This window comes from Corynebacterium sp. ACRPF (genome assembly GCF_022347395.1).
In the GTDB taxonomy this organism is placed as follows: Bacteria; Actinomycetota; Actinomycetes; order Mycobacteriales; family Mycobacteriaceae; genus Corynebacterium; species Corynebacterium tuberculostearicum_D.
This window is the reverse complement of the sequence record NZ_JAKRNB010000010.1, coordinates 1-22569: the sequence shown is the minus strand read 5'-3', so window position 1 is coordinate 22569 and position 22569 is coordinate 1. Positions and strand designations below refer to the sequence as shown.

The following is a 22569-nucleotide window of genomic DNA, read 5'->3' as shown; positions in this document are numbered from 1 at the left end:
GCCTTGCCGGCTAGTCGGCCGGCCACGCAAAAAGAACCTCGCGCGAATCGGTATCCGCCGTCACCAGCGAGACAGTGGTTTCACTGCCGGTTTCCGGTGCGCCCACGCATTGGGCGAAGACGGGTGGCTCCGGTACGAAAATCCGTGCCTTGTCCCGCTTCGGGTCGCCGCGGACCACAGTGGCCGGGAAATTGGTACCGAGCCAAGGTCGCAGCACGGTCGCCTCAGTCAGGTTCAGGCAGGCCTTATCCACTTGGGAGGCGAGCTGCGAGGTCGAACGCATCGCCCCGATGACCTCCGTGGCGCTGCCTGTTACCCACTCGGGAACCTCATAACCGCCGCACAGGGCGAGGCATACCTCCGTGGCGAACCTATCGGAAAGGCGCCGCAGCGGCGCGGTGACGTGGGCATAGTAGCCACCAATACCGGCGTGTACCTGCGCTTCCTGCTCGCCTAGCCAGGCATAGTCGGCGCCCCTCAGCAGGCTTTGGGCTTCGCGCATGACGGCCATGCCGCGCGGGGAATCGGCGTCGACGGTGAGGAGGAATTGGGGAATGGGGGCGTCGCCAAGCGCAAAGCCTAGGGCCTGCGCCTCGGCGCGAAATTGGCGCTCGTGCTCCGGCTCGGCCGCGGGCAGGGTGCGCAAGAAGCCCACGCCGGCTTCCTGCATGAGGCGCCCGGCGCACATGCCGGCGAGCAGCGAAATCTCCGAGTTAAAGTCCATCACCTCATAGCGCGGCTCGATGATGAGCTCAAAGGTACCGTCCTCATTTTCCACCACCCGCTGGGAGGGCAGCCGCAAAGAAATGGCCTCGCGGCGCAGGGAGGATTCCTGGCGCAATCGTCCGACCTCCGGCAACAATGCAATGGACGGGTGCAGTCTGCCGGCCGCGAGGTCCGCATGCGCGCCTTCATAATCCAGGCGGGCCTGGGAGTAAATCAGCGCGCGCTCGACGTGGAAGGACTCCACCTCGCCGTTGCCATCCAAGTCAAAGGTCCACAACACGGCCGGTTTATCGGTGCCAGGCAGCAGCGAGGCTCGGTCCTCGGAAAGCTGCGGTGGGTGCAGGCGCGCGGGTTCATCGGGAAGATAGATGGTCTGGCCGCGGCGGAAGGATTCGCGCTCCAGCTCGCTGCCGGGCTCAATGAAAGCAGCCACGTCCGCGATGGCATAAAAGACGCGGTATCCGCCCTCGCGTTCTTCGATGTAAACCGCCTGATCCAAGTCCATGGAGCCGGCGGGATCCAGGGTCACGAAGGGAATTTCGCGGGCGTCGCGGCGCGAGTCGGCGTATCGGTCCTGCGCGCGGGCGGCTTGAGCGGTGACCTCGGCCGGAAAATCGGTGACCACCGAAAATTCTGTGGCAATGGCGCGGAAATCGAGCGGGGCGGCGTAGAGCTTCATGCCCACCACCATAAACGTAGTAGGGCGAATGAGTCGGCCTATAAGCCGGATTCTGTCTAACCGCGGCGCTCCCAAGGGAGCACCGCGCGGTGAACATCCATCTAGACCAACCGTTGCCAGTTGGTTCCAGCAGCTACCTTCAGGCTCGAGCGAGCAGCCTTAAAACGCCTGATCGGGCCCCGCAACGTGGCGGGGCCGTGATGCCTTGCTCCCGGTGGGGTTTACCCAGCCACCGCCATCACTGACGGTGCTGGTGCGCTCTTAACGCACCGTTTCACCCTTACCTTGCTGCTCCAACTTGGGCCGAAGCTCAAGCGGAGGCACAAGGCGGTCTACTTTCTGTTGCACTTGCCCGCGGGTTTCCCCGGGTTGCCGTTAGCAACCACCGTGCTCTGTGGAGTCCGGACTTTCCTCGGCGCCCACGCGGCAGCACGTGGCTGCCCGTTTGAAGCGACGCGATCACCCGGCCGGCTCATTCGCGTTCCTTATTCTAGCGCAGGCCTGCCAGGTGGCCCACATCGTTAAATCCGTGCACCATAGAGCCGCCTTCCCAGAACTCCACCTGGGAAATGGCCGCCAGGTCTAAGAAGAGATGACCAAAGGTGGCTGGGCCGGCATCGAGCGCCTGGCGGATGAAAGACTTAATTGGGTTGACGTGGCTAACCACCAACACGGTCTTGCCCGCAAAGCGCTCTTGGAGTTCCTTGCGGGTGGTGCGCACGCGGCGGTTGACCGCTTGCAGCGATTCGCCGCCCGGACAGGCGACGCTCGCATCGTGCAGCCATTCCTCGTGGAGTTCCGGATCGCGCTGGTGGGCCTCGGCTGCGGTCTTGCCTTCCCACGCGCCGAAGTCCACCTCGATGAGGCCTTCGACGGTCTCTACCGCGATATCGCGGCCATTGGCCACGGCCGCAGCGGTTTCTTGGCAGCGGCGCAGGGGCGAGCAGACGATGGCATCAAAGTCGGTGCCGGCAAGCGCTTGGGCAGCAGCAAGCGCCTGCTTTTGCCCGAGCTCCGTAAGGCCCGGATTGGCGCGGCCGGAGTACTGCTTGGCGGCCGACATCTCTGTCTGCCCGTGGCGAAGCAAGATAAAGCGAGTGGTAGGTCCGCGATCCCCCAGCCAATCAGTGGGGTGCGGCGCGGTGGTGTCCTGCTCCGCGGCTGGGGCTGACTTGGAGTCTTCTTCGCCGGCAACGATGCCTTCCGGGTGCCCGGCGGCCGCGGCATCCATGGCGTCATTAGACAGGGCGTCTGCCACCTTGTTTTTGGCGCGCGGTACCCAGTCCAGGCTGAAAGTAGAAAAGCCGTTGATGTATTCGCGGGCGCGCAGGGCCAGCTTCTGCATATCAGGGTGCTTGATCTTCCAGCGGCCGTTGATTTGTTCCACCACCAGCTTGGAATCCATGTGGAATTCCACCTCAGTAGCGCCCAGCTCAGTGGCGGCTTCAAGGCCGCGCAGCAGGCCGTTGTACTCAGCGACGTTATTGGTGGACTTGGTACCTACCACATAGACAATTTCGCGCAGGATGCGCTGGCCGCTGCCGTCATAGATTACGGTGCCGGAACCGGCAACGCCGGGGTTGCCGCGGGAGCCGCCATCGGCATAGATGATGACCTTCATTAGACCAGGCGCACCAGGTAGGAGCCGCAATCGCCGCACTGCGGCAGCTCATCGGCCGGAGCATTGCGCACAGCGTTTTGCTCGGCCGGCGGCAGGACGATGAAGCAGCCGCCGCAGGCGCGGTTGGCCTTGAACTGGGCGGCGCCGACGCCATTTTCCTCGCGCTGGGTATCGTACTCGCTCAGCACTCCGGCGGGCAGCTGATCGCGCAGCTCGCCGATGCGCACGGCCGGATCTTCTTGATTGGCGGCCGCTTCCTTAGCCGCTTCAGCCGCACGGCGCAGCTTTTCCAGCTTGCGCTCGGAATCAGAAACGCGCGCGCCGTGGACGTCTAGATTGGAACGCAGCGCGTGCACCTCGTTATGCGCCTCCTGCAGCTCGCTCATGAGGTCTGCGATGCGGGACTTGGCGGCATAGAGATCGTGCTCCAGATCCTTGCGGGTTTCTGGGTCTACTGCGGCGCCGAGCTGGCGCTTATCATCGCGCTCGCGCTGGCGCAGCTTACGCTCATCGGCCTGGATGCGCAGGATTTCGGTCTCCATGTCATCGACGGCCATCTGCGCAGAACCGGAGGCATCCAGCAGGCGCTTGTGCTCCTCCTTGGCCTTGTCATACTCGGCTTGTTCCGGGATTTCCTTCTCAGCGCCATGTCCCTGCGAGCGTTCCAGGTTGGCCAGCTCCAGCAGTACCGGTTGTAGTTCTTGCGATAGTTTCACTTATGACTCCTTTGGGTGCGCAGAGATAGTCCACGGGTCGGTGCGCAGGCTAATAATTTCCGTATCCAGTTCTAAAGCATCCTCTACGATATCGCGCGCTTGGGCCGTCCACGGAAATTCGCTGGCCCAGTGGGCGGTATCGATGACGGCGGGGCCGCCGGCGCGCAGGTGCTCATCCACCGGGTGGTGGCGCAGATCGGAGGTGACGTACACGTCCACGCCTAGCTTCGCGGCCGCGGAGAGGAAAGAATCTCCCGAACCAGAAGACACGGCCACCGTGCGCACCTTCTGGTCCGGATCGCCGGCGGCGCGGATGCCCCAGGCGGTCTCCGGCAAGGCATTAGCCACCTGCTGGGTGAACTCGCGCAGGGTCATCTCCTGCGGCAGCTCTCCCACACGGCCCAGGCCAAGCGCGTTGTCCAGGTCCTGGTGGCCGGCCGTTTCCGTGATGTCATAGGCCGGCACCTCATAAGGGTGGGCGGTGTGCAGGGCCTTCAGCAAAGAGGAGCGAAGTGCGGCCGGGGCAACGAACTCGACGCGGATTTCCTCACCGCGGTGCAGCGCGCCGATCTCGCCCTCGGTGGGGTCAGCGCCCTCCTCCGGCTGGAATTGGCCCGTGCCGGCGATATCGAAGGAGCAGTGAGAGTAGGCGCCGATGTGGCCCGCGCCGGCGTCGAAAAGCGCCCGCTTTACCTCCTCGGCCGCGGCTACCGGCACGTGCACGCCCCACTTATCCACGCCCTGGGGCTCCGGCACGATGGGCCGGCCGGGATTGATGCCTACCAGCTCCGCGAGCTTGTCGTTGACGCCCGGCCGCGCCTTATCCGCGTTGGTGTGGGCCGCAAAGAGCGCAACGCCATTGCTGACCAGCGTGTGCACTACCTTGCCCTTGGGCGTATCGGCCGCTACGGATTCCACCCCGCGCAAAAGCAACGGGTGGTGGACCACGAGCATGTCCGCGCCGAGCTCCACCGCGCGCTCGGCCACCGCTTGGGTGCAGTCCAAAGCGAAGGCCACCCGCTTTACCTCCGCGGCCGGATCGCCGCAGATAAGCCCCACGGCATCCCACTTTTCCGCCAGGTGCGGCGGGTAGGCCTCATCGAGTACGCGGCGGACATCGCCCACGCTCACAGCGGACATAGAGGTGCTCCTTTATGCTCGTTTCATGGAATAGTTACTACTGCTATATCCTATCTTCCGCACCACAGTACTATTCGCGCGAAGGGGTTTTCCGCATGACCGAATCCGATACCCGCTCCGGCCTTTACCTCGTCTTTGTCTGCACCGGAAATATCTGCCGCTCCCCCATGGCAGAAATCATCGTGCGCGATGAAATGGAAAAGGACATGCTAGACCTCGTCGCCACCGTAGATTCCTGCGGCCTCGGCGGCTGGCATGTAGGCCAGGGCGCGGACGAGCGCGCGATTGCCGAACTGCGCCGCGGCGGCCACGATGGCGGTTCCCACCGCGCGGCCAAGCTAGGCGCCGAGCACATGGACGCTGATCTCTTCATTGCCATGGACAAAGGCCACCGCGAGGCCCTCATTGAACACGGCATCGACCCGGCCAAGATTCGCTTGATGCGCAGCTTCGACCCCAACTCCCCGGAGGACGCGGACGTGGCAGACCCCTATTACGGTTCCGCAGCGGATTTTGAGACCACGCGCAAGAATATCGAGGCCGCCGTGCCTGGCCTGCTGGATTGGATTCGCGCTAACCACGACTAAACTAGGCCCCATGCTAAAGACGTTCCTTAAGCCGGGTTGGGTTCTACTGCTGCTGTTCGTCGTGGCCTTTTCCTACCTGGCTTTTACCGTCCTTGCCCCGTGGCAGCTGGGCAAGGACGATGACATTGTGGAACGCAACGAGCTCATCACCCACGCCTATGAGGCTGATCCCCAGCCGGTGGAAGACCTCGTGGATGGCAACGGCGCCATCAAGGACGATGAGTGGTCCCGCGCCACCCTGCACGGCCATTACCTGCCGCAGGATGAGGTGCTGCTGCGCCTGCGCCCGGTCGATTCCGGCCCGTCCTACCAATCCCTGGTTCCTTTCCGCACCGATTCCGGCCTGACCATCCTGGTTAACCGCGGCTGGGTCAAGGCCGGCGAGGCCAACGCCGTGCCAGATATCCCTGATGCTCCCTCGGGCGAGACCACGCTTACCGGCATGATCCGCGCCGACGAGGCCGAGCACCAGTCCGCACCCATTAAGCAGGAGGGCTACCAGCAGGTCTACTCCATCCATACGGAGCAGATTGCCCCGCTTATCGACGCCCCCTTGGCCCACGACTACATCCAACTCTCCGCCGACCAGCCCGGCGTGCTCAACCCCATGCCTATCCCGCAGCTCGACCGCGGCAACCACCTCTCCTACGGCTACCAGTGGATTGCCTTCGGCATCATGGCCCCGCTGGGCCTGGGCTACTTCGTGTGGTCCGAAATCCGTGAGCGCCGCCGCCTGCGCGAGGAGGAAGAAGCCCTCGCCGCCCTCGATGCCGATGCCTCAACCCCATCCGAGCCCGCGGACGCCTCCTCTGCAGGCTCCGCGCCCGTAGAAGCCCCGTCCCCCGCGACCACCCAGCGCGACGCCCACGCGGCCACTGACGACGCCACCGATACCGCCACGGCCGTTCCCGCCGCGTCCTCCTCGCATGCCGCCAGCCGCCGCAATCGCTCGCGCTACGGCGACTCCAAGCCGGATCACTACGCCAAGCTGAACAAGCGCCGCCGCGAGCGCTACTAGGGCCTCTGCCTGCCTAGGCTATTTCTTGAACATCCGCCCAGGCCCCGAATCAGCCACGTTAATGCGTTATGCCCTCCCCTCTTGGGGCATAACGTGGCCACAAGTTGGCTATCGAGGCTTTAACTCCTTAACGCTGCCAGCCGCCTAAGCCCACCAACACAAAATGTCGTTTAACTCGACACGCCGCAAAACAACACAAGCTGTCGTTTAGGCCTTAACCCTGTCGTGGCGTTGTCGTGGGTATATGAAAGAGCCCCTTTCCGATTTCTCGAAAAGGGGCTCTGACCTTGTGCGGCCTGAGGGGATCGAACCCCCGACCTATTGGGTGTAAACCAATTGCTCTTCCAGCTGAGCTAAAGCCGCATGCGCTCTTGCGCTGTTAGAAACAGTAGCGCAGGTTGCTAAAGCAACACAAATCGGCAGGTAAAGCCCTACTTCTTGGTGTAACCGCGCTGCACCAAGCACGAGCCTTGCCACTCGCCTAGGCGCTCCGCCTTGGTCTGCACTAGGCCTGCCAGCTGAGCGGACTCAGAGATGAGCCCAGGCTCGACGGTTCCCGGCTTGCCAGCGCCCGGTGTAAGCAGCCAGACTGCGCCGTTATCGGCCAGCGGGCGGCTCGCGTCCACCAGTCCATCCACAAGGTCGCCATCTTCTTCGCGCCACCAAAGAAGGACTACATCGCACAGCTCGTCATTTTCTTCTTCCAAGAAGTCATCGCCGAGCACGGCCTCGATCGATTCAGAGATTGCGGTATCGCAATCCTCGTCCCAACCAAGCTCCAGGGCGATTTGCCCTTCCTTGATTCCGAGCTTGACTGCAGCGTCAGCCACTATGCATTTCCTTCCTATTTTAGTGAATGTCTGGTCCGCGTATCGCCCGCATCCTGCGGGTAAATCGCGGCTTAATAGAAGTATTTTAACGCCCACCGGCCCCTTTTACCCGCCTAAGGGCCGCAATTCCCCCATTTTGCAGGCCCTACCGCCAGCGCAGCTGGCTCCACAGAGTTAGCAAACTACCCTCTTTTACCCCAACAAACTTTGCAAAGATACTGGTTATGGCGATGTAACGTACCGCACGCCCCCTTAAGTCGGACTTCACAACGACTGTGGATCTGTGAGCGCGTATCCTAGTAGGCAAACTGTGCAGACCCTTAAATAGGAGGTTTAAATGGCCGAGAAGGACGCCCACCAGGGCGACTCCAACTTCCCCCTCATCCGCGACGGCGTTGCATCGTATCTTCACGATAATGATCCAGAAGAGACCCGCGAGTGGATGGACTCCCTCGATGGTCTGCTGGACCACTCCGATCCGGAGCGCGCACGCTACCTGATGCTGCGCCTGCTCGAGCGCGCCACTGCGAAGCGCGTTGAGATGCCATCGCTGACGTCCACGGACTTCGTCAACACCATCCCCACCACCATGGAGCCGGAGTTCCCAGGTGATGAGGAGCTGGAAAAGCGCTACCGCCGCTGGATCCGCTGGAACGCAGCCATCATGGTGCACCGCGCACAACGCCCGGGCATTGGCGTGGGCGGCCACATCTCCACCTACGCAGGCGCTGCCCCACTGTATGAGGTCGGCCTGAACCACTTCTTCAAGGGCAAGGACGATCCTTCGGGCGGCGACCAGGTCTTCTTCCAGGGCCACGCTTCCCCAGGCATGTACGCGCGCGCATACATGGAAGGCCGCCTGACCGAAAAGGATCTGGATAGCTTCCGCCAAGAGGTCTCCCGCGGTGAGGGCGAGGGCCTGCCGTCCTACCCGCACCCGCGTCTGATGCCATGGTTCTGGGAATTCCCCACCGTGTCCATGGGCTTGGGCCCGATTAACGCTATCTACCAGGCACGCTTTAATAAGTACCTGGAGACCCGCGGCATCAAGGACACCTCCAAGCAGCACGTATGGGCTTTCTTGGGCGATGGCGAGATGGACGAGCCAGAATCCCGCGGTCTGCTGCAGATCGCATCCCTCTACGAGCTGGATAACCTCACCTTCGTGGTCAACTGCAACCTACAGCGCCTTGACGGCCCGGTTCGCGGCAATACCCAGATTATCCAGGAGCTGGAGTCTTTCTTCCGCGGTGCTGGCTGGGAGGTCATCAAGGTTATTTGGGGCCGCGGCTGGGATAAGCTGCTGGAAAAGGACACCGAGGGTGCCCTGGTCAACGTCATGAACACCACCTCCGATGGTGACTACCAGACCTTCAAGGCCAACGACGGCGCCTATGTGCGCGAGCACTTCTTCGGCCGCGATGAGCGCACGGCCAAGTTGGTGGAGGACATGTCCGATGATGAGATTTGGGCACTGCGCCGCGGCGGCCACGATTACCGCAAGGTCTACGCCGCCTATGCTCGCGCGCTGGAGAACAAGGGCACCGGCAAGCCAACCGTCATCCTGGCGCACACCATTAAGGGCTACGGCCTGGGCCACAACTTCGAGGGCCGCAACGCCACCCACCAGATGAAGAAGCTCACCTTGGATGACCTGAAGCGCTTCCGCGATAAGCAGGAGATTCCGTTCTCCGATGCGGAGCTGGAAAAGGATCCATACCTGCCGCCGTACTACCACCCGGGCAAGGATTCCCCGGAGATCAAGTACATGCTGGAGCGTCGTAAAGAGCTCGGCGGCTTCCTGCCGGAGCGCCGTGAGGACTTCACCCCGCTTGAGGCACCGGCACTGGATAAGCTGCGCTCCGTGCGCAAGGGCTCCGGCAAGCAGGAAGTAGCTACCACCATGGCCCTGGTGCGCACCTTCAAGGAGATCATGCGCAACAAGGAGCTGGGCAAGCGCGTCGTGCCGATCATTCCGGACGAGGCCCGCACCTTTGGTATGGACTCCTGGTTCCCCACCATGAAGATCTGGAACCCACGCGGCCAGAACTACGTGCCGGTTGACCATGACCTGATGCTTTCCTACCGCGAGGCCACCGACGGCCAGATCATGCACGAGGGCATTTCTGAGGCCGGCGCCGCCGCCTCCTTCACCGCGGCAGCAACGTCCTACGCCACCCAGGGCGAGGCCATGATTCCGCTGTACATCTTCTACTCGATGTTCGGCTTCCAGCGCACCGGCGATGCCTTCTGGGCGGCCGGTGACCAGATGGGCCGCGGCTTCATTATTGGCGCTACCGCCGGCCGCACCACCCTGACCGGTGAGGGCCTGCAGCACATGGACGGCCACTCCCCTGTCCTGGCCGCTACCAACCCGGCCGTGGTTTCTTATGACCCGGCCTTCGGCTACGAGGTGGCGCACCTGGTCACCCGCGGTATTGAGCGCATGTACGGCAAGGACCATGAAGCCATCATGTACTACCTCACCGTCTACAACGAGCCGGTGCACCAACCCGCCGAGCCGGAGGACTTGGACGTGGAGGGCCTGCACAAGGGCATCTACCACTTCAACACCGCTGAGGGCGGCTCCATTGCTGCCAATATCTTGGCTTCCGGCGTGGGCGTGCACGAGGCGCTGCGCGCGCAGCAGCTGCTTGCCGACGACTTCGATGTCAAGGCCTCCATCTTCTCCGTCACTTCCTGGAACGAGCTGGCCCGCGACGGTGCCCGCCGCAACAAGGAGGCCCTGCGCAAGGGCGAGGAGCCGACCGAGGCATTTGCCACCTCCCAGCTCAAGGGCTACGAGGGTCCGTTCGTTGGCGTCTCTGACTTCACCACCGAGCTGCAGGAGCAGATCCGTCCGTACGTCCCAGGTATCTACATCACCTTGGGTGCGGATGGCTTCGGCTTCTCCGATACTCGCGAGGGCGCACGCCGCTACTTCAACATCGATGCCGAGTCCATCGTCGTCGCCGTACTCGATGGCCTGGCTCGCGAGGGCAAGATTGAGCGCTCCGTTGTGGAGAAGGCAGCCAAGGATCTCAAGCTGGATGATCCGACCGCTACCACCCACATCGAGGACTAACCCCGCATTGGAGCGGGCTAGACCCGCACCAATGCGTTACAAGTAAGGCGCCGCCGGCTTCCCGCCGCAGCGCCTTTTGCATGCCTCGAGAGGCTCGCTCGAGCAGCCTGCCTACATCGCGTCGAGGACGCGGCCGAGCGCCGCGGAGATGGCCTCAGGATCTTCGAGGATGACCATGTGCCCGGAGCCTTCCACTGTCTGCAAGCTCGCGGCGGGCCAATTCTCACAGAGCACTTCGGATTGCGAACGCGGGGTGACAATATCGGAAGTTCCCACCACTACCTCGCCGTGGAGCTTCGCCAGCCTTTCGGCGGCGCCGTACTCAGCGTGTTCCAGAAGATCGTCGAAGAAACCGGAGTAGGAGGCCAAGGGGGTATCGAGAAGCATGGCAACGTGGAACTGCAGCTTCTCCATCTGGGGAAAGCCGGCCAGGGTCGCGGCGAAAAGCGGGGCAATAAAGCGGGCAGCCTCAAAGCGAGCGTTATCGACGCGCCCGGGCAAGCGCAGGCACAGGCGGTAGAGCGCGTGCAGGGACTTGGATTGCAAAATCTGGGCCACGCCCTTGGCGGCAAAGCGGCGCATTGAAGTAGAAATCAGCAGCGCACCCTTGATGCGCTCATACACCTCGGCCGGCGCACGGCGGATGAGGTTCAAGGCAACCATGCCGCCCAGGGAATGGCCCACGATGATCAAGTTGCCGTGGGGAGCGCGCTCGCGGATGACGGCTAGGACGTCGTCGGCAGACGCGTCAACGGTGCACTCTTCTGGGTCGACCGTGGAGGACTGGCCGTGCCCACGCAGGTCCACCAAGAGTGCGCGGGCATTGCGGCCGCGCAGGTAATTGGCCTGGTCATAATAGGCTTCTGAGGACAGGCAGTAGCCGTGAATGAAGACCACCGTCACCGGGGCGTCCTGCTGGCCTACTTCATACCAAGCAATGTCTAGGCCATCGTGGTCCACGGTGCCGGACGCGCTGATGTGGGTAAGCCCCGGCTCGGTGGAGGGATCATGCAATCCGCCATAGAGCTTTTCTAGCTCGGCGCGGTGCGAGGGGCGCAGGCGCTTGAGCCAACTACGCGCCACAACGGAAGAACGTTTTCTCAATGCCATAACGGGATCAATACTAGACTGGTGGGCATGGCAAACGACCTCAGTGCCCAATTGCAGGCAAAGTTTAATGCGAGTGCGCCGGACAAGGAGCCGGAGCGAGATACTCTCGGCCAGCTCATCGCACTCATCCGTAAGGTCACCGGGATCGAGGAAGACTTGGGCCGCGAGACCCGCCTGAAGGATATCGGCGTGGAGTCGCTCGATCTGGTGGAGCTCACCGTGCGCGCGGAAGAGGCCTTCCAGGTCCGCTTTTCTGAGGAGACGATGCTCAACAGCGAAACCATCGGCGATATCGCCGAGTATGTGGAGGATCACCAATGATTTCTTACCTATCAGACATGGACGGCGTGCTCATCAAAGAAGGTGAGATGATCCCTGGCGCCGATAAATTTATCCAGGCACTCAAAGACAATGACATCGAGTACATGGTGCTAACCAATAACTCAATGTCTACCCCGCGGGACCTATCTGCACGCCTGCGCAATACCGGCCTGGATATCCCTGCAGAGCGCATCTGGACCTCCGCTACCGCTACCGCGAACTTTCTTTCCAGCCAGGTAAGCTCCAGCAAGGCCTACGTAGTGGGCGAATCTGGCCTGACCACCGCCATGCACGAGGCAGGCTGGATCCTCACCAACGATGACCCGGACTTCGTGGTACTTGGTGAGACCCGCACTTACTCCTTTGAGGCGATTACCACCGCCATTAACCTCATCCGCGATGGTGCGCGTTTTATTGCCACCAACCCAGATGTCACCGGCCCCGCCCCCACGGGCGTACTTCCAGCTACCGGCGCCGTAGCTGCGCTCATTACCGCCGCCACGAACCGCGAGCCTTATTACGTGGGCAAGCCTAACCCGGTCATGATGCGTTCTGCGCTGAATACTATCGGTGCACACTCGGAGCACACGGTTATGATTGGTGACCGCATGGATACCGATGTGAAGGCGGGCCTTGAAGCCGGTATGCGCACGGTGCTGGTGCGCTCCGGTATTTCCGATGACCACGAGATTTCCCGCTACCCGTACCGCCCGTCGGCCGTGCTGAAATCCGTGGCCGAGCTGCCAGACAAGATTATGGATCCCTTCGCGGAGGCGGAATAGCTCGTTCTCGAGGAGACCATCCGTCGGCAGAAGCAAAGGGGTTGGCCAGCAGCAGCTGGTCCAACCCCTTTCGCGCCTTCTACGGCAGGCGCACGGCAGCACTAAAGCCGTGGCGCTGCGCGAGGTAGCGCACGACGCAATCAAGCGCGTCCAGCTCCTCGCGGGTGCCGGTAAGCACCTGGTGGCAGCCGATACCGCTGCCCGCGTTGGCGCAGGCGCTCCCGCCTTGGGCGAGCGCCGCCACGGAAAGCCCATCCCGGAACCAACGAGTGCACCACTGAGCGGTCAGTGGGTCATCGCCTGGAATGATAAATTCCGACTCGGTACGGATGCACCGATCCATGGCGTGTTCAATCTCCGAGCGCAGCTTGCGCGGCATCCCGGAAATCTTCAGCACACCGGTGACCACGGTGGCGCCGCCGTTGACGGAGGGCCACGTGGAGGTGGAGGCCGGCTGTTCAACCGGCGCAGGGTTAACGCACGTATTCATAGCCGATTCTCCCTCGACATAGATCACCACCGCACGAGGCCTGCCGGCCCGGCGCGATGCAAGACGAGCTTCGTCTTCCCCAACGAACTGTCTGATGCGTCTGCTCACAATTTTCCTGCGTCACACCCCTCCCTACAACCCTCAACTTTCACTTCAACCCCCATTCGCTAAACCTCAACCCTAGGTACAGACTGGGACTAAAGTTGCAGGTGAAGCCAATGTTATAACTGTGAAATTTGGAGTTTGCTGAGAAAATTCTGCCCTTCCTTGACGGCAGGGAGCAGAAGCCCTGCTCATGCACGAGAAAGCGCTACTAGGCTCCCACGTAACCGCCGCCCGTGCGCTCACGCCGGTTTCCCGCGCAGGATGGCCCCCTTTCGCACGAAATTCCCCGACATCTCCCCGCCCCACGGGGGAGCCTTCCACCACACCACTTCCCCAGTGAAAGGCGCCCGTCTCGCTACAGCGAGCAGATTATAAAGAGTTCCAGATGGTGGTATTCGTATCGTGCCAGAGGGGCTTGCACCACTCGCCAAAGTCGCGGTTTGTGAGCGCGACCATGGCATAGTCGCCGGCGACCCAGAGGTAGGTGCCGGACATGCCGAAGTGACCGACGGCGTCGGCAGGCAGGGCGCCCATCCAGTGATCCTTAGCGCCGTGGATTTCAAAGCCTAGACCCCAGGTGCAGTCTTTGAAGCTGCCGTAGCCCGGAACGATGCCGCGCAATCCATCGAAGTGCACGCGGCGCATATCGGCCACGGTAGAGGGGTGCAAAAGCTGTGGTTCTTGAACTTCCCCGGCAAAGACCGCGAGGTCCTGCACCGTGGAAACCAAACCGTGCCCGGCCGAGCCTTCGAGCCGGGTGGACTCCATGCCCAACGGGGCCAAAATGCCTTCGCGCAGGTACTCGGCAAAGTCCATGCCCGTAGCTTCAGCCACGGTATCCGCGGCCCACTCATAACCGGCCGAGGAATAGATGCGGCGCTCACCCACCGGCTTCTGCGGCTCCCGGGAGTCAAAGGAAATGCCAGAGGCGTGCGCAAGCAGGTGCTCCAGCGTGGAGCCCTCCGGGCCGGCGGGCTGCTCAAGCTCCACGGCTCCTTCTTCCACGGCCAGCATCACGCCGTAGGCTGCGACCAGCTTGGTTACCGATGCCACCGGAAACTCGCGGGCGGTATCCCCCACCGTTTCCTTCACTTCGCCCCGGTGCAGCAAGGCTCCGGCCACCGTATCCGCGGGCCACTGGCTAATTTGGCTAAATTCACTCATACCCTCTAGCCTACTGAGCCGCATTCGGAAGGACTGGACCGCTTTGGGCGCGCCTTTTTGAACCGCTCACCCCTTTGGCCTACTGGGCCCGCGTACGCCTTGGGTTCACGAGTCCCACATGCCTTAGGTCTACTGGGTCCCGCACACCTTAGGTCGAAGGTGATCGGGCCGATCTGAGCGAATGGCCCCCTCAATTCAGCCCTAAAGGCCTCAGATCAGCCCGATCAAACTGGACCTAAGCCACAGAAGCCGGCGAAAGCCCCTCGAAACCGCCCAACCGCCAAACTCGTCAGGCCCACAGGAGGCCGCCCAAGTAAACCACCGGTTAAAATAACAAGAACATTTTATGGAATCGGGCAGGAAACGGTTGCACACCCATTAGACATGAGAAAACTTTCAACCATGTCTAATAATTCTAAGAACACGGGCAGCGCAGTTAACCGCCGCCGCTTCCTGCAATCCACCGGTACCGCCGGTGCCGCCATCGCTCTGTCCGGTGCAGCCGCCAACGCCCAAAGCAGCCTCTCGCCGCGCGTGGAGCAGCACATGGTGGAGCCGAAGCTGGGCGAGCGGCCCTTCCTCCACGGTGTGGCCTCGGGTGACCCGATTCCGGACTCGGTCATCCTGTGGACCCGCGTGACCCCGGATGCCGATGCCATGCCGGGATCCGGCCTGGGCGAGGCCACCCGGGTGGAGTGGGAAATTGCCAAGGATGAGGGGTTCGGGGACGTCGTCAAGCAGGGCGAAGTGACCACCGACGCCAGCCAGGACCACACCGTGCACGTGGACCCGCATGGCTTGGAGCCGGAGACCGTGTACTTCTTCCGTTTTAAGGCGCAGGATAAGTACTCGCCCGTCGGCCGTACTAAGACCGCCCCGGCGCTGAGCGCCTCCCCGGAAGAGCTCACCTTCGGCGTGGCCAGCTGCGCAAACTGGGAGTCCGGCTTCTTCAACGCCTATGGCGATATTGCCCAGCGCGGCCGCGCGGATCAGCTGGATTACATGATTTTCTTGGGCGACTATATCTACGAGTATCCGCAGCGCAAATACGCCGGCTATGGGCCGGTGCGCCTGCACCACCCGGCGCACGAGATTATCTCGCTGGAGGATTACCGCATCCGCTTCGGCCGCTACCGCACCGATGAGAACCTGCAGGCCGCGCACGGTGCGCTGCCGTGGGTTGTGGTGTGGGATGACCACGAGGTAGCCAACGATAACTGGCGCGAGGGCGCCGAGAACCACACCGAAGGCGAGGAAGGAGCCTTCCTGGACCGCCGCAAAGCCGCGATGCAGGCCTACTTTGAGTGGATGCCGGTGCGCGCGACCAACCCATCCGAGCAGGGCCACCTCTACCGCAGCCTGACCTTCGGTGATCTGGTGGAGCTGACCATGATGGATCTGCGCACCTACCGCGATGAGCAGGTGCGCTTTGGCCCGCGCAAGATGGCTGCGGAGGGCCGCACAATGCTCGGTTCTGAGCAGTACAATTGGCTGCTCAATAAGATTGAAACCTCTTCTGCCAAGTGGAATATGCTGGGCAATTCCGTCATGTTCTCCCCCATGAACCTGGCTACCCTGCAACAAGATGACAAGACCAAGCCGGTCTCTTCCTCGCTGTCTTCCAATATCACCGGCATTCCGGTTAACGGCGACCAGTGGGATGGTTACTCGGCGGAGCGCCGCTTGCTTATCGACGCCCTCTCTAAGCACAACTCCCACACCCTCTTTGTCACCGGCGATATCCACTCCGAGTGGGCGCACAATATCAGCAAGGATGGCCGCATCTTCGGCGCCGAGATGGTCTGCGCCTCCGTGTCTGCGCCCAACGTGAACGAGCAGCTGAAACTGCCGGAGGGCAATGAGCTGTCCAAGCTGGCTGAGCGCTACTTGATGGGCGCCAACCCGCACACCCGCCACGTGGATCTGGACCACCACGGCTACAGCTTTGTCACCGTGCGCCCGGATTCGGCGGAAATGCACTGGTTGCGCGTAGATAACCTGCTCACCGCCAAGTCCCCGGTGCGCGAGGCCGTAACCATGACCTGGCGCCCGGGCGAGGGCTACACCAAGTAGTTGTAAGTTCTGTCACATGACAGGTACTCGATGTTAACGAACGAGTAGTACACCTTCGATAGAGATAGTGAAAGACCCTCTCTGGGGAATTTCACTACCTATCACTCGCCCGCCTTTCGGGCCCCCTTTGGTGCCGCGGATTCTTCCCTAGTCCGCGGCATACTCATAGTCGATGTAGCCGCGCTCGCCGCCCAGGTAGAACGTATCCTGGTCCGGCTCGTTAAGCTCGAGGCCTTCGCGCCAGCGGCGCACCAGATCCGGGTTGGCGATGAGCTGGCGGCCCACCACTGCAGCATCCACGTAGTCCAGCTCGATTTCGCGCTGGGCATCCTCCTTGGAGGTAATCGTGGGGAAGCCATCATTCATGAGCACCTTGGTCACGCCGTTTGCGCGTGCCTTCTGCGCCAGCGTGGCGATGAGCTCGCTGTCCGGCTCGCCATGCAGCAAGGACACATAGGCCAGGTTCAGCGGCGCCAGGGCGTCGAGAAGCCCGCCGTAGGTAGCCAGCATGTCTTCCTGATCGTCTTCGATGACACCCTGCACGTTGTGTGCCGGGGAGAAACGCACGCCAACGCGGTCGGCACCGATCTCCTCCACCACGGCGCGGATGACCATCTCTGGCAGGCGCCAGCGATTTTCCGGGCTGCCGCCGAATTCATCCTCGCGCTTATTGGCAGATGGCGCCATGAACTCGTGCAGCAGGTAGCCGTTGGCGCCGTGGATCTCCACGCCGTCGACACCAGCATCAATAGCCCGGCGCGCGCCCTGGCGGAATTCGTCCACGATGCGCGGCAGCTCTTCCTTCTTCAGCTCGCGCGGCACCGGCGCGTCCATCTTGCCAGCGAAGCCACGCACGGTTCCGCCCCAATCAAAGGCGCTCGGCGCCTCCGGGTTCGCACCGTCGATCAGGTCTGGGTGGCTGGTGCGGCCGCCGTGCATGATCTGCATGAACAGGGTGCCGCCTTCCTCGTGCACTCGGTCTGCGACGACGCGCCAGCCTTCTGCCTGCTCGTCGGTCGCAATACCTGCCTGGCCCGGGAATGCGCGGTTGGTCCACGCCGGGAAGGTTCCCTCCGTAACTACCAGACCGGCCGTTGCACGCTGCGAGTAGTACTTCTGGTGCAGCTCGGTAGGTACACCGCTTTCGCCTGCACGCTGGCGGGTCAGTGCCGCCATGGTGACGCGATTATCTAGCTTGAATCGGCCAAGTTCCAGTGGTTCGAAAAGTGAAGTCATGCCCAGTGCAACACGCAGCCGGTCCGGACTATTTCACCATTGCCAAAAGGATAACGACACCAGTGTGTATGCCAGCTTTACCTCGCCCAATAATAAGCGCTGGACGGACCGACTTACTGTAGAAGGCCAGCCCTCCTAGCGCGGCTCTGCCGGGATCTCTTGGCCGGTGCTGCCGGCGGTTCCAGAAGCTTGGGTGCCTTCGCCAGCATCACTTCCGGCAGTGGGCGCAGTGCCGGCCCCGTTGCCGGAATCGGTCCCGCCGTTGGCGGCACTCGGGGCGGGCGAGGCATTACCCGTGGCGCCCGCTCCCTGACTACCGCCGCCGGCAGGCGAATCGGTCGCGCCAGCGCCATTAGAGCCTTGCGGGTCGGCGGTCTCCGTGGCACCAGAGCTGTCCTCCGTCGGCTCGTACTTCGTGCCGGTTTCGGTGGTTTCGGGGGTGGGATTGGTGGAGGGGGCGTCGGAAAGCTGCGAGGAAGAGGCCTCCGCGCCGCTATCGCGCCAATGCTCGGGCGAAAGCCAGCCCGCATCCGCATTTTCGGGATTGCTCGAGGCCAGGGCCAAGGCGCCGACGACAAGCAGAGCCAGGATGAGGCCCGTGGTAGAGGCGCGGACCCGGCCGCCAATGGTGGCGATCTTCTGAAACTTGGTATTGGTCTCCAGCGCGCGCCAGATGCCCTGGGTGGGCTCAGGCTCTTTTTCGTCATCATCCGGCAGTGCGGGCTTTCCGGGGCCGTCGCTATCCGGGCCATCCGCCTCGGGCGTCTGGCGTTCCGGCTGGGGATCGGGGCGCGAGCCCTCCCCTGCCGCGGAGGCATCCTTGACGGATTCTTGGGCCGCAGTATTGTCGCCCACCGGAAGAAGCGGGCGCTGGATTTCGTCCAAGTCGGCCACGTTGTAGTGATCCCAGAACGCGGAAAGCAGCGCGGAGCGGATGGCGCGCTCCACCGCCCACTGGCGGGCGGGGTTTACGGTGACCAGCACGCGGTAGGTCACGTGCCAGGACTGGCCGGCCGCCTGCGGGGCAACCAGCTGGGTGGCCGGTAGAACCTCGAGCTCGCCATTGACGTCCACGGCGATGGACGGCTCACGGATGGCTTGCTCGGAAATCGTGCGCACTCGGCGCGTGATTTCTGGCAGGGTCTCGCCTTCTTGCACCGGCACGTCAAAGTTGACCACGGCGCGCGACCACTCCTGGGAGTAGTTGGTGACCGCGCCGGCCGAGCTATTGGGCACGGTGACCAGCTCGCCGGTGGGCGTGCGCACCTTGGTGGTGCGCAGGGTCAGCATCACCACGGTGCCTTCCACGTCGGTCACGCCATCGAAGCTGACATAGTCGCCCACGCCAAATTGCTTTTCCGAAAGGATGAAGAAGCCGGAGAGAAAGTCAGCAATGATGGACTGGGCGCCAAAGCCCACGGCGGCCGAGACTATCGTCGCCGGCACCGCCGCACCTACCGCTGGCACGCCGAGATTGGTCAGCGCGGCCCAGATGATGAGGAAGTACGCCGCCGCCTGCACGATGTAGACCAGCGCACCGGTCAGCGCCAAGCGCGCCTTGGTAGCTTCTTCCTCTTCATCGAGGCGGTGCTCCATAATGCGGATGGCCAGCCTGCCGATGCGCGGGATCAAAATGCCTATCAGCAATAGCGCGATAAGCGGCAAGCCATGGTCAACAAAAAGGCTCCACAGCTCGTAGAAGTAATACTTCAGATTCATGCCCCTAGAGTAGGCCGCCTGCCTGAAAACTGGATGCCAGTTGACTGCCAGCAACCGTGCAAAGCCCGCCCCTGCCGGCGCGCACCCTCTGTGCCCTGCGCAAACTCCTGCGGACTCGGCCAGGCTTGGCTACTCTGTGGGGCATGAAGAAATCATTCCTTATCCCCTTCTTTTCCCTTGCACTCTTTACCACCGGCTGCGGCGGCAGCGATGACACCGCCACCACCATCTCCACGGTGAAGGAAACCGTGACGGAGACCGCCTCCGAGACCAGCACCACCGAAACAAGCACGGAGGAATCGACCACGGAAGAAACCACGACCGAAACTCCGCAGGAGCGCGAGCCGCGCACGCAGACCCCGGAGCCGGCAACGAATAACCAGCAGCAGGCCAACACCGCGGGGTATCAGTGCGCGGACGGCACCTGGGTGGAGTTTGCCGGACTGTGCAAGGAATCCAATAACCAGCCGCCGGTCCAGCCGGCGCCGCAGCAACAGGCACCGCAGCAGGGCCAAGCCAATAACGGCGGCCCGAGCGCGGATTGCCCGGCCTACCTGTGCGGCTATGGCAACGATGCCAATGGCAACCGGAATAAGAGCTCCGGAGAAATCCAGACCCAACATGGCTGCGAGCAGGGCTATATCACGGACCCACAGGTCTGCGGCGCGGTGGGGCGCTAAGCCGTTTCCCGCCAGGCCTCCGCGAACTAGGCCGCCGCGCTAAACCGCAATGCCGAAGCCATAAGACCTAGTCGCGGGAGTTATAACGCTTCATGAGGCGGTCAATGAGCTCATCGGTAAGCTTGTCATCTTCCAAGATGGAATCCAGCAGACGCTGCGATTCCTCATGGGAGGCTCGCTCTTCTGCCTCATAGGAGTCACCGCTAAGGTCCACGCCGAAGTCGGTGTTTTCGGACTCGGTGGCCTGGACGCTGAGCTGATCGACGTCTGATTCAAACGACTGCATAAACTCGCTAGCCTCCGCAGCGGCCTCCTTGCGACGTTTGCCGGAGCGTACTTCCTTTTCAATGCGGCGCTGCAGTGCAGCCTCCATCTGACGGTGGCGCCAGGAGCGCACGCGGTGCGGCTCCAAGCGGCGGCCCACCGCGCGGCTCCTATTCTCGGCCTTCTTCGCCAGCACCTTCACCTGCGCGGCGGTGTCATTAATCGGCGCCCACTCCTGGTACGCCGGCACGCGCCAGCCTGCCCAAATGCCCAGCAGCGCCAAGAAGATGGAAACCAGCGGCCCGATAATCATGCCCACGGCCATCATGTCATAGTGGTGGCCCACCAAGACGATGATTGCGCAGGCCACGGCCGGGATAACCGTCGGCTGGTTATCGCCAAAGACGCTAGGCTCGCGCCCCATGACGATGTCACGAATCATGGACCCGCCCGTGGCGGTGAACACGCCCATCATGATGCACGGGATAAGCGGCAGCCCATAGGTAATGGCTTTCACGGCGCCGGTAGCGGCCCAGAGGCCGGATACGACGGCGTCGCCATGCGCTTGCAGATAATCCCAGGTCTTGCCCTTGAAGTAGACAAAGCGGGCAATGAGCGCACCAGCAAAGGCCAGGTAAAGGTACTCCGGCTGGTTCATGGCCGCCACGGTGCCGCGGTTAATGAGGACGTCGCGCACCATGCCGCCGCCCAGGGAAGAAAACATCGCGATGAAGAAAAAGCCGATGATGTCATAGCCGCGCTTGCGCGCCATAGTGCCGCCGATGATTCCCATCAGCAGCACGCCGCTGATATCGGACCAGCGGTAGAGAGATTCAATGAGCGGATCCACTTCAACCATATGGTTATTAGACTTCACCGCCCGCCACCGCGCAATTAGCACACCCATATGCGCAGCCAGGCACGAGAAAAGGCGCCGGCATTGCTTGCCGACGCCTCCCTCTCACCGTGGGGCCACCGGGGCTCGAACCCGGGACCAACGGATTATGAGTCCGTAGCTCTAACCGACTGAGCTATAGCCCCACGCGGATCACACACCGCTAGGGCGAAGATCCGCTCCCAAAAGAGTAGCCAATGCGGGGCTAAAGACCAATTTGCCCCCACAAGTCTTGGCACTTTTGTTCGCTTCATACCCCCAGAGGGTAAAAGTGATTTATGCGCAAAGTATTCTCTTCTCTCATTCTCATCTCTGCACTTACACTCACCGCATGCTCAGATAGCAGCGACGGCACACCGCTGTCGAAGGACTCGCGATCCGATACACAAAATGATTCAAAGTCCATCATCGGTACTTGGAAGCAAGACGACAGCGCAAGTGAGGATGGCTGGATGGAAGCCAGCGTTACCGATGACGTCATTACCGTGGAATGGGTTCTAGATAACGGTGACAATCGCATGATTTATTGGATTGGTTCCTTTGATGCCCAAGGCGCGGCAGCCGGTGAAACTATTACTTCTAATCGCGATGTGGTTGCCACTGACTCGGAGTGGATGGCTACCTCTGCAGAGAAAAAGGACTTCAAATTTGAGGACGGCTCCCTGACTTTCAAGGTTGCCATCGATGACGAAGAATTTACCGCTCACATGAAGAAGCTAAAGGATGATCCAACGACTGTAAATGAGCTAAAAAGCACCGACTTCAGCCAAACCTTTAGCGATGGAGTCCTCGATGTTCCAGCCGCCAAGATTGAGATTACTAATCACCGTCTACTAAAACCGGGTGAACCAGGCAACGAAGCGAGTGAAAAGCCTATTCTCGTCTTTGAGTACAACATCACCAACAAGACGAACGAAAACTTAACAGCCTCTGACTTTGTCTCCTATTTCACCGCCGTCCAGGACAATGATCCTAATAAGGTGAACGAACTCAACGTCGGAGCATACTTCGACCCTGAAATTTCTGATACGCAGCTTGAACAGATCAAAGAGGGCGGGACAGTGCCTGGTGCAGTAGCTTACGAACTTGATGACCTGACCACTCCGGTTGAGCTCGTTGCTTCTCGAGCCTTTAGCCAAGATGAAATCGGACGCCAAACATTCAACCTCGATTAGTCTCTTGGTTCGAAAAGCGAGGCTCCGAGCCTGCTTGAGTTCAGAGGGTCGTTGCAACACTTTCCCTTAGGAGGGTGTTGTTGTGTCTGGGGTTGTTGGCCCGTTTCATTCGTTGTCTGAATCGGATCGTCGTGGCTTAGTTGCCTTGGTTGG

20 protein-coding genes, 3 tRNA genes and 1 other RNA gene are annotated in these 22569 nt (G+C 61.8%); 9 read left to right on the top strand and 15 right to left on the bottom strand.

Annotated features, from left to right (window positions below; genetic code table 11):
- Positions 1-10 precede the first annotated feature (10 nt).
- From MHX61_RS06005 to MHX61_RS05985, 5 genes are all read right to left on the bottom strand, one after another.
- Entirely contained in the window at positions 11-1405 is a 1395-nt protein-coding gene (locus MHX61_RS06005) for an RNB domain-containing ribonuclease (protein ID WP_239193520.1), read from the bottom strand.
- Positions 1406-1430: 25 nt separating this feature from the next.
- Positions 1431-1880: RNase P RNA component class A (gene rnpB, locus MHX61_RS06000), an RNA gene on the bottom strand.
- A gap of 15 nt (positions 1881-1895) precedes the next feature.
- Complete coding sequence (locus MHX61_RS05995; protein WP_239193519.1) at positions 1896-3026, bottom strand: bifunctional RNase H/acid phosphatase; 1131 nt, start codon at positions 3024-3026, stop codon at positions 1896-1898.
- Complete coding sequence (locus MHX61_RS05990) at positions 3026-3742, bottom strand: zinc ribbon domain-containing protein (RefSeq protein ID WP_005324390.1); 717 nt, start codon at positions 3740-3742, stop codon at positions 3026-3028. Before MHX61_RS05990 ends, MHX61_RS05995 begins: the two co-directional genes overlap by 1 nt.
- Positions 3743-4882 carry a Nif3-like dinuclear metal center hexameric protein gene (locus MHX61_RS05985; protein WP_204611351.1) on the bottom strand — a complete coding sequence of 380 codons (1140 nt, stop codon included), beginning with the start codon at positions 4880-4882 and terminating at the stop codon, positions 3743-3745.
- 95 nt (positions 4883-4977) lie between these two features.
- On the opposite strand from MHX61_RS05985, the gene MHX61_RS05980 reads away from it, so the two are divergent.
- Positions 4978-5469, top strand: a complete 492-nt coding sequence (locus MHX61_RS05980; protein WP_239193518.1) for a low molecular weight protein-tyrosine-phosphatase — start codon at positions 4978-4980, stop codon at positions 5467-5469.
- Between the two features lie 43 nt (positions 5470-5512).
- Here MHX61_RS05980 and MHX61_RS05975 read toward each other — a convergent pair whose 3' ends face one another.
- Entirely contained in the window at positions 5513-5719 is a 207-nt protein-coding gene (locus MHX61_RS05975; RefSeq protein ID WP_239193517.1) for a hypothetical protein, read from the bottom strand.
- Between MHX61_RS05975 and MHX61_RS05970 the strand changes: the two genes are divergently transcribed.
- A tRNA-OTHER gene (locus tag MHX61_RS05970) sits at positions 5682-5781 on the top strand. The two genes, MHX61_RS05975 and MHX61_RS05970, sit on opposite strands and share 38 nt — an antisense overlap.
- Positions 5738-6487: an SURF1 family protein gene (locus MHX61_RS05965; RefSeq protein ID WP_239193516.1), complete on the top strand. Its 750-nt coding sequence runs from the start codon at positions 5738-5740 to the stop codon at positions 6485-6487. Before MHX61_RS05970 ends, MHX61_RS05965 begins: the two co-directional genes overlap by 44 nt.
- Before the next feature lie 290 nt (positions 6488-6777).
- On the opposite strand, the gene MHX61_RS05960 is transcribed toward MHX61_RS05965, so the two are convergent.
- Positions 6778-6850: transfer RNA gene (locus tag MHX61_RS05960), tRNA-Val, on the bottom strand.
- 68 nt (positions 6851-6918) lie between these two features.
- The gene (locus tag MHX61_RS05955; RefSeq protein ID WP_005324380.1) at positions 6919-7317 is read right to left on the bottom strand and encodes a DUF3052 domain-containing protein; all 399 of its coding nucleotides are present in this window, start codon (positions 7315-7317) and stop codon (positions 6919-6921) included.
- 337 nt (positions 7318-7654) lie between these two features.
- Between MHX61_RS05955 and aceE the strand changes: the two genes are divergently transcribed.
- The gene (gene aceE, locus MHX61_RS05950) at positions 7655-10402 is read left to right on the top strand and encodes a pyruvate dehydrogenase (acetyl-transferring), homodimeric type (protein ID WP_239193515.1); all 2748 of its coding nucleotides are present in this window, start codon (positions 7655-7657) and stop codon (positions 10400-10402) included.
- A 111-nt stretch (positions 10403-10513) separates the two neighbouring features.
- Here aceE and MHX61_RS05945 read toward each other — a convergent pair whose 3' ends face one another.
- Positions 10514-11512, bottom strand: coding sequence for an alpha/beta fold hydrolase (locus tag MHX61_RS05945; RefSeq protein ID WP_239193514.1), 999 nt, complete (start codon positions 11510-11512; stop codon positions 10514-10516).
- Positions 11513-11539: 27 nt separating this feature from the next.
- Here MHX61_RS05945 and MHX61_RS05940 point away from each other — a divergent pair, with 27 nt between their 5' ends.
- Together MHX61_RS05940 and MHX61_RS05935 are read left to right on the top strand one after the other, a co-directional pair.
- Positions 11540-11833 (top strand): acyl carrier protein, encoded by a 294-nt coding sequence (locus MHX61_RS05940; protein WP_204611336.1) that lies wholly within the window; start codon positions 11540-11542, stop codon positions 11831-11833.
- Positions 11830-12615 carry an HAD-IIA family hydrolase gene (locus MHX61_RS05935; RefSeq protein WP_239193513.1) on the top strand — a complete coding sequence of 262 codons (786 nt, stop codon included), beginning with the start codon at positions 11830-11832 and terminating at the stop codon, positions 12613-12615. Before MHX61_RS05940 ends, MHX61_RS05935 begins: the two co-directional genes overlap by 4 nt.
- A 79-nt stretch (positions 12616-12694) precedes the next feature.
- Here MHX61_RS05935 and MHX61_RS05930 read toward each other — a convergent pair whose 3' ends face one another.
- Complete coding sequence (locus tag MHX61_RS05930; RefSeq protein WP_200435398.1) at positions 12695-13105, bottom strand: hypothetical protein; 411 nt, start codon at positions 13103-13105, stop codon at positions 12695-12697.
- A 474-nt stretch (positions 13106-13579) separates the two neighbouring features.
- Positions 13580-14374, bottom strand: a complete 795-nt coding sequence (locus MHX61_RS05925) for a serine hydrolase (RefSeq protein ID WP_239193512.1) — start codon at positions 14372-14374, stop codon at positions 13580-13582.
- 402 nt (positions 14375-14776) lie between these two features.
- Between MHX61_RS05925 and MHX61_RS05920 the strand changes: the two genes are divergently transcribed.
- On the top strand, positions 14777-16447 hold the full coding sequence (locus tag MHX61_RS05920) for an alkaline phosphatase (RefSeq protein ID WP_239193511.1): 1671 nt from the start codon (positions 14777-14779) through the stop codon (positions 16445-16447).
- A 147-nt stretch (positions 16448-16594) separates the two neighbouring features.
- Here the strand turns inward: MHX61_RS05920 and MHX61_RS05915 are convergent, their stop codons facing one another.
- Both MHX61_RS05915 and MHX61_RS05910 read right to left on the bottom strand, forming a co-directional pair.
- Positions 16595-17683: an alkene reductase gene (locus MHX61_RS05915; RefSeq protein ID WP_239193509.1), complete on the bottom strand. Its 1089-nt coding sequence runs from the start codon at positions 17681-17683 to the stop codon at positions 16595-16597.
- 135 nt (positions 17684-17818) lie between these two features.
- Positions 17819-19402, bottom strand: a complete 1584-nt coding sequence (locus MHX61_RS05910; protein WP_239193507.1) for a mechanosensitive ion channel family protein — start codon at positions 19400-19402, stop codon at positions 17819-17821.
- A gap of 143 nt (positions 19403-19545) precedes the next feature.
- Here MHX61_RS05910 and MHX61_RS05905 point away from each other — a divergent pair, with 143 nt between their 5' ends.
- Complete coding sequence (locus MHX61_RS05905) at positions 19546-20082, top strand: hypothetical protein (protein ID WP_239193505.1); 537 nt, start codon at positions 19546-19548, stop codon at positions 20080-20082.
- A gap of 67 nt (positions 20083-20149) precedes the next feature.
- Here the strand turns inward: MHX61_RS05905 and MHX61_RS05900 are convergent, their stop codons facing one another.
- Positions 20150-21205, bottom strand: a complete 1056-nt coding sequence (locus MHX61_RS05900) for a trimeric intracellular cation channel family protein (RefSeq protein WP_239193503.1) — start codon at positions 21203-21205, stop codon at positions 20150-20152.
- Between the two features lie 108 nt (positions 21206-21313).
- Positions 21314-21387 (bottom strand) — tRNA-Ile (locus tag MHX61_RS05895).
- 132 nt (positions 21388-21519) lie between these two features.
- On the opposite strand from MHX61_RS05895, the gene MHX61_RS05890 reads away from it, so the two are divergent.
- Positions 21520-22416 (top strand): DUF5067 domain-containing protein, encoded by an 897-nt coding sequence (locus tag MHX61_RS05890; protein ID WP_239193501.1) that lies wholly within the window; start codon positions 21520-21522, stop codon positions 22414-22416.
- Positions 22417-22569: the final 153 nt, after the last annotated feature.

Bases quoted from the DNA above. Each gene is read 5' to 3' on its own strand.
- MHX61_RS05935 (WP_239193513.1), top strand. From the start codon at position 11,830: ATGATTTCTTACCTATCAGACATGGACGGCGTGCTCATCAAAGAAGGT.
- MHX61_RS05900 (WP_239193503.1), bottom strand. From the start codon at position 21,205: ATGGTTGAAGTGGATCCGCTCATTGAATCTCTCTACCGCTGGTCCGAT.
- MHX61_RS05890 (WP_239193501.1), top strand. From the start codon at position 21,520: ATGCGCAAAGTATTCTCTTCTCTCATTCTCATCTCTGCACTTACACTC.
- MHX61_RS06005 (WP_239193520.1), bottom strand. From the start codon at position 1,405: ATGAAGCTCTACGCCGCCCCGCTCGATTTCCGCGCCATTGCCACAGAA.
- MHX61_RS05940 (WP_204611336.1), top strand. From the start codon at position 11,540: ATGGCAAACGACCTCAGTGCCCAATTGCAGGCAAAGTTTAATGCGAGT.
- MHX61_RS05920 (WP_239193511.1), top strand. From the start codon at position 14,777: ATGTCTAATAATTCTAAGAACACGGGCAGCGCAGTTAACCGCCGCCGC.
- MHX61_RS05985 (WP_204611351.1), bottom strand. From the start codon at position 4,882: ATGTCCGCTGTGAGCGTGGGCGATGTCCGCCGCGTACTCGATGAGGCC.
- MHX61_RS05980 (WP_239193518.1), top strand. From the start codon at position 4,978: ATGACCGAATCCGATACCCGCTCCGGCCTTTACCTCGTCTTTGTCTGC.
- MHX61_RS05915 (WP_239193509.1), bottom strand. From the start codon at position 17,683: ATGACTTCACTTTTCGAACCACTGGAACTTGGCCGATTCAAGCTAGAT.
- MHX61_RS05905 (WP_239193505.1), top strand. From the start codon at position 19,546: ATGAAGAAATCATTCCTTATCCCCTTCTTTTCCCTTGCACTCTTTACC.
- MHX61_RS05925 (WP_239193512.1), bottom strand. From the start codon at position 14,374: ATGAGTGAATTTAGCCAAATTAGCCAGTGGCCCGCGGATACGGTGGCC.
- MHX61_RS05995 (WP_239193519.1), bottom strand. From the start codon at position 3,026: ATGAAGGTCATCATCTATGCCGATGGCGGCTCCCGCGGCAACCCCGGC.
- MHX61_RS05975 (WP_239193517.1), bottom strand. From the start codon at position 5,719: ATGGCCGTGCAGGGTGGCGCGGGACCACTCATCGTCCTTGATGGCGCC.
- MHX61_RS05945 (WP_239193514.1), bottom strand. From the start codon at position 11,512: ATGGCATTGAGAAAACGTTCTTCCGTTGTGGCGCGTAGTTGGCTCAAG.
- MHX61_RS05910 (WP_239193507.1), bottom strand. From the start codon at position 19,402: ATGAATCTGAAGTATTACTTCTACGAGCTGTGGAGCCTTTTTGTTGAC.
- aceE (WP_239193515.1), top strand. From the start codon at position 7,655: ATGGCCGAGAAGGACGCCCACCAGGGCGACTCCAACTTCCCCCTCATC.
- MHX61_RS05930 (WP_200435398.1), bottom strand. From the start codon at position 13,105: ATGAATACGTGCGTTAACCCTGCGCCGGTTGAACAGCCGGCCTCCACC.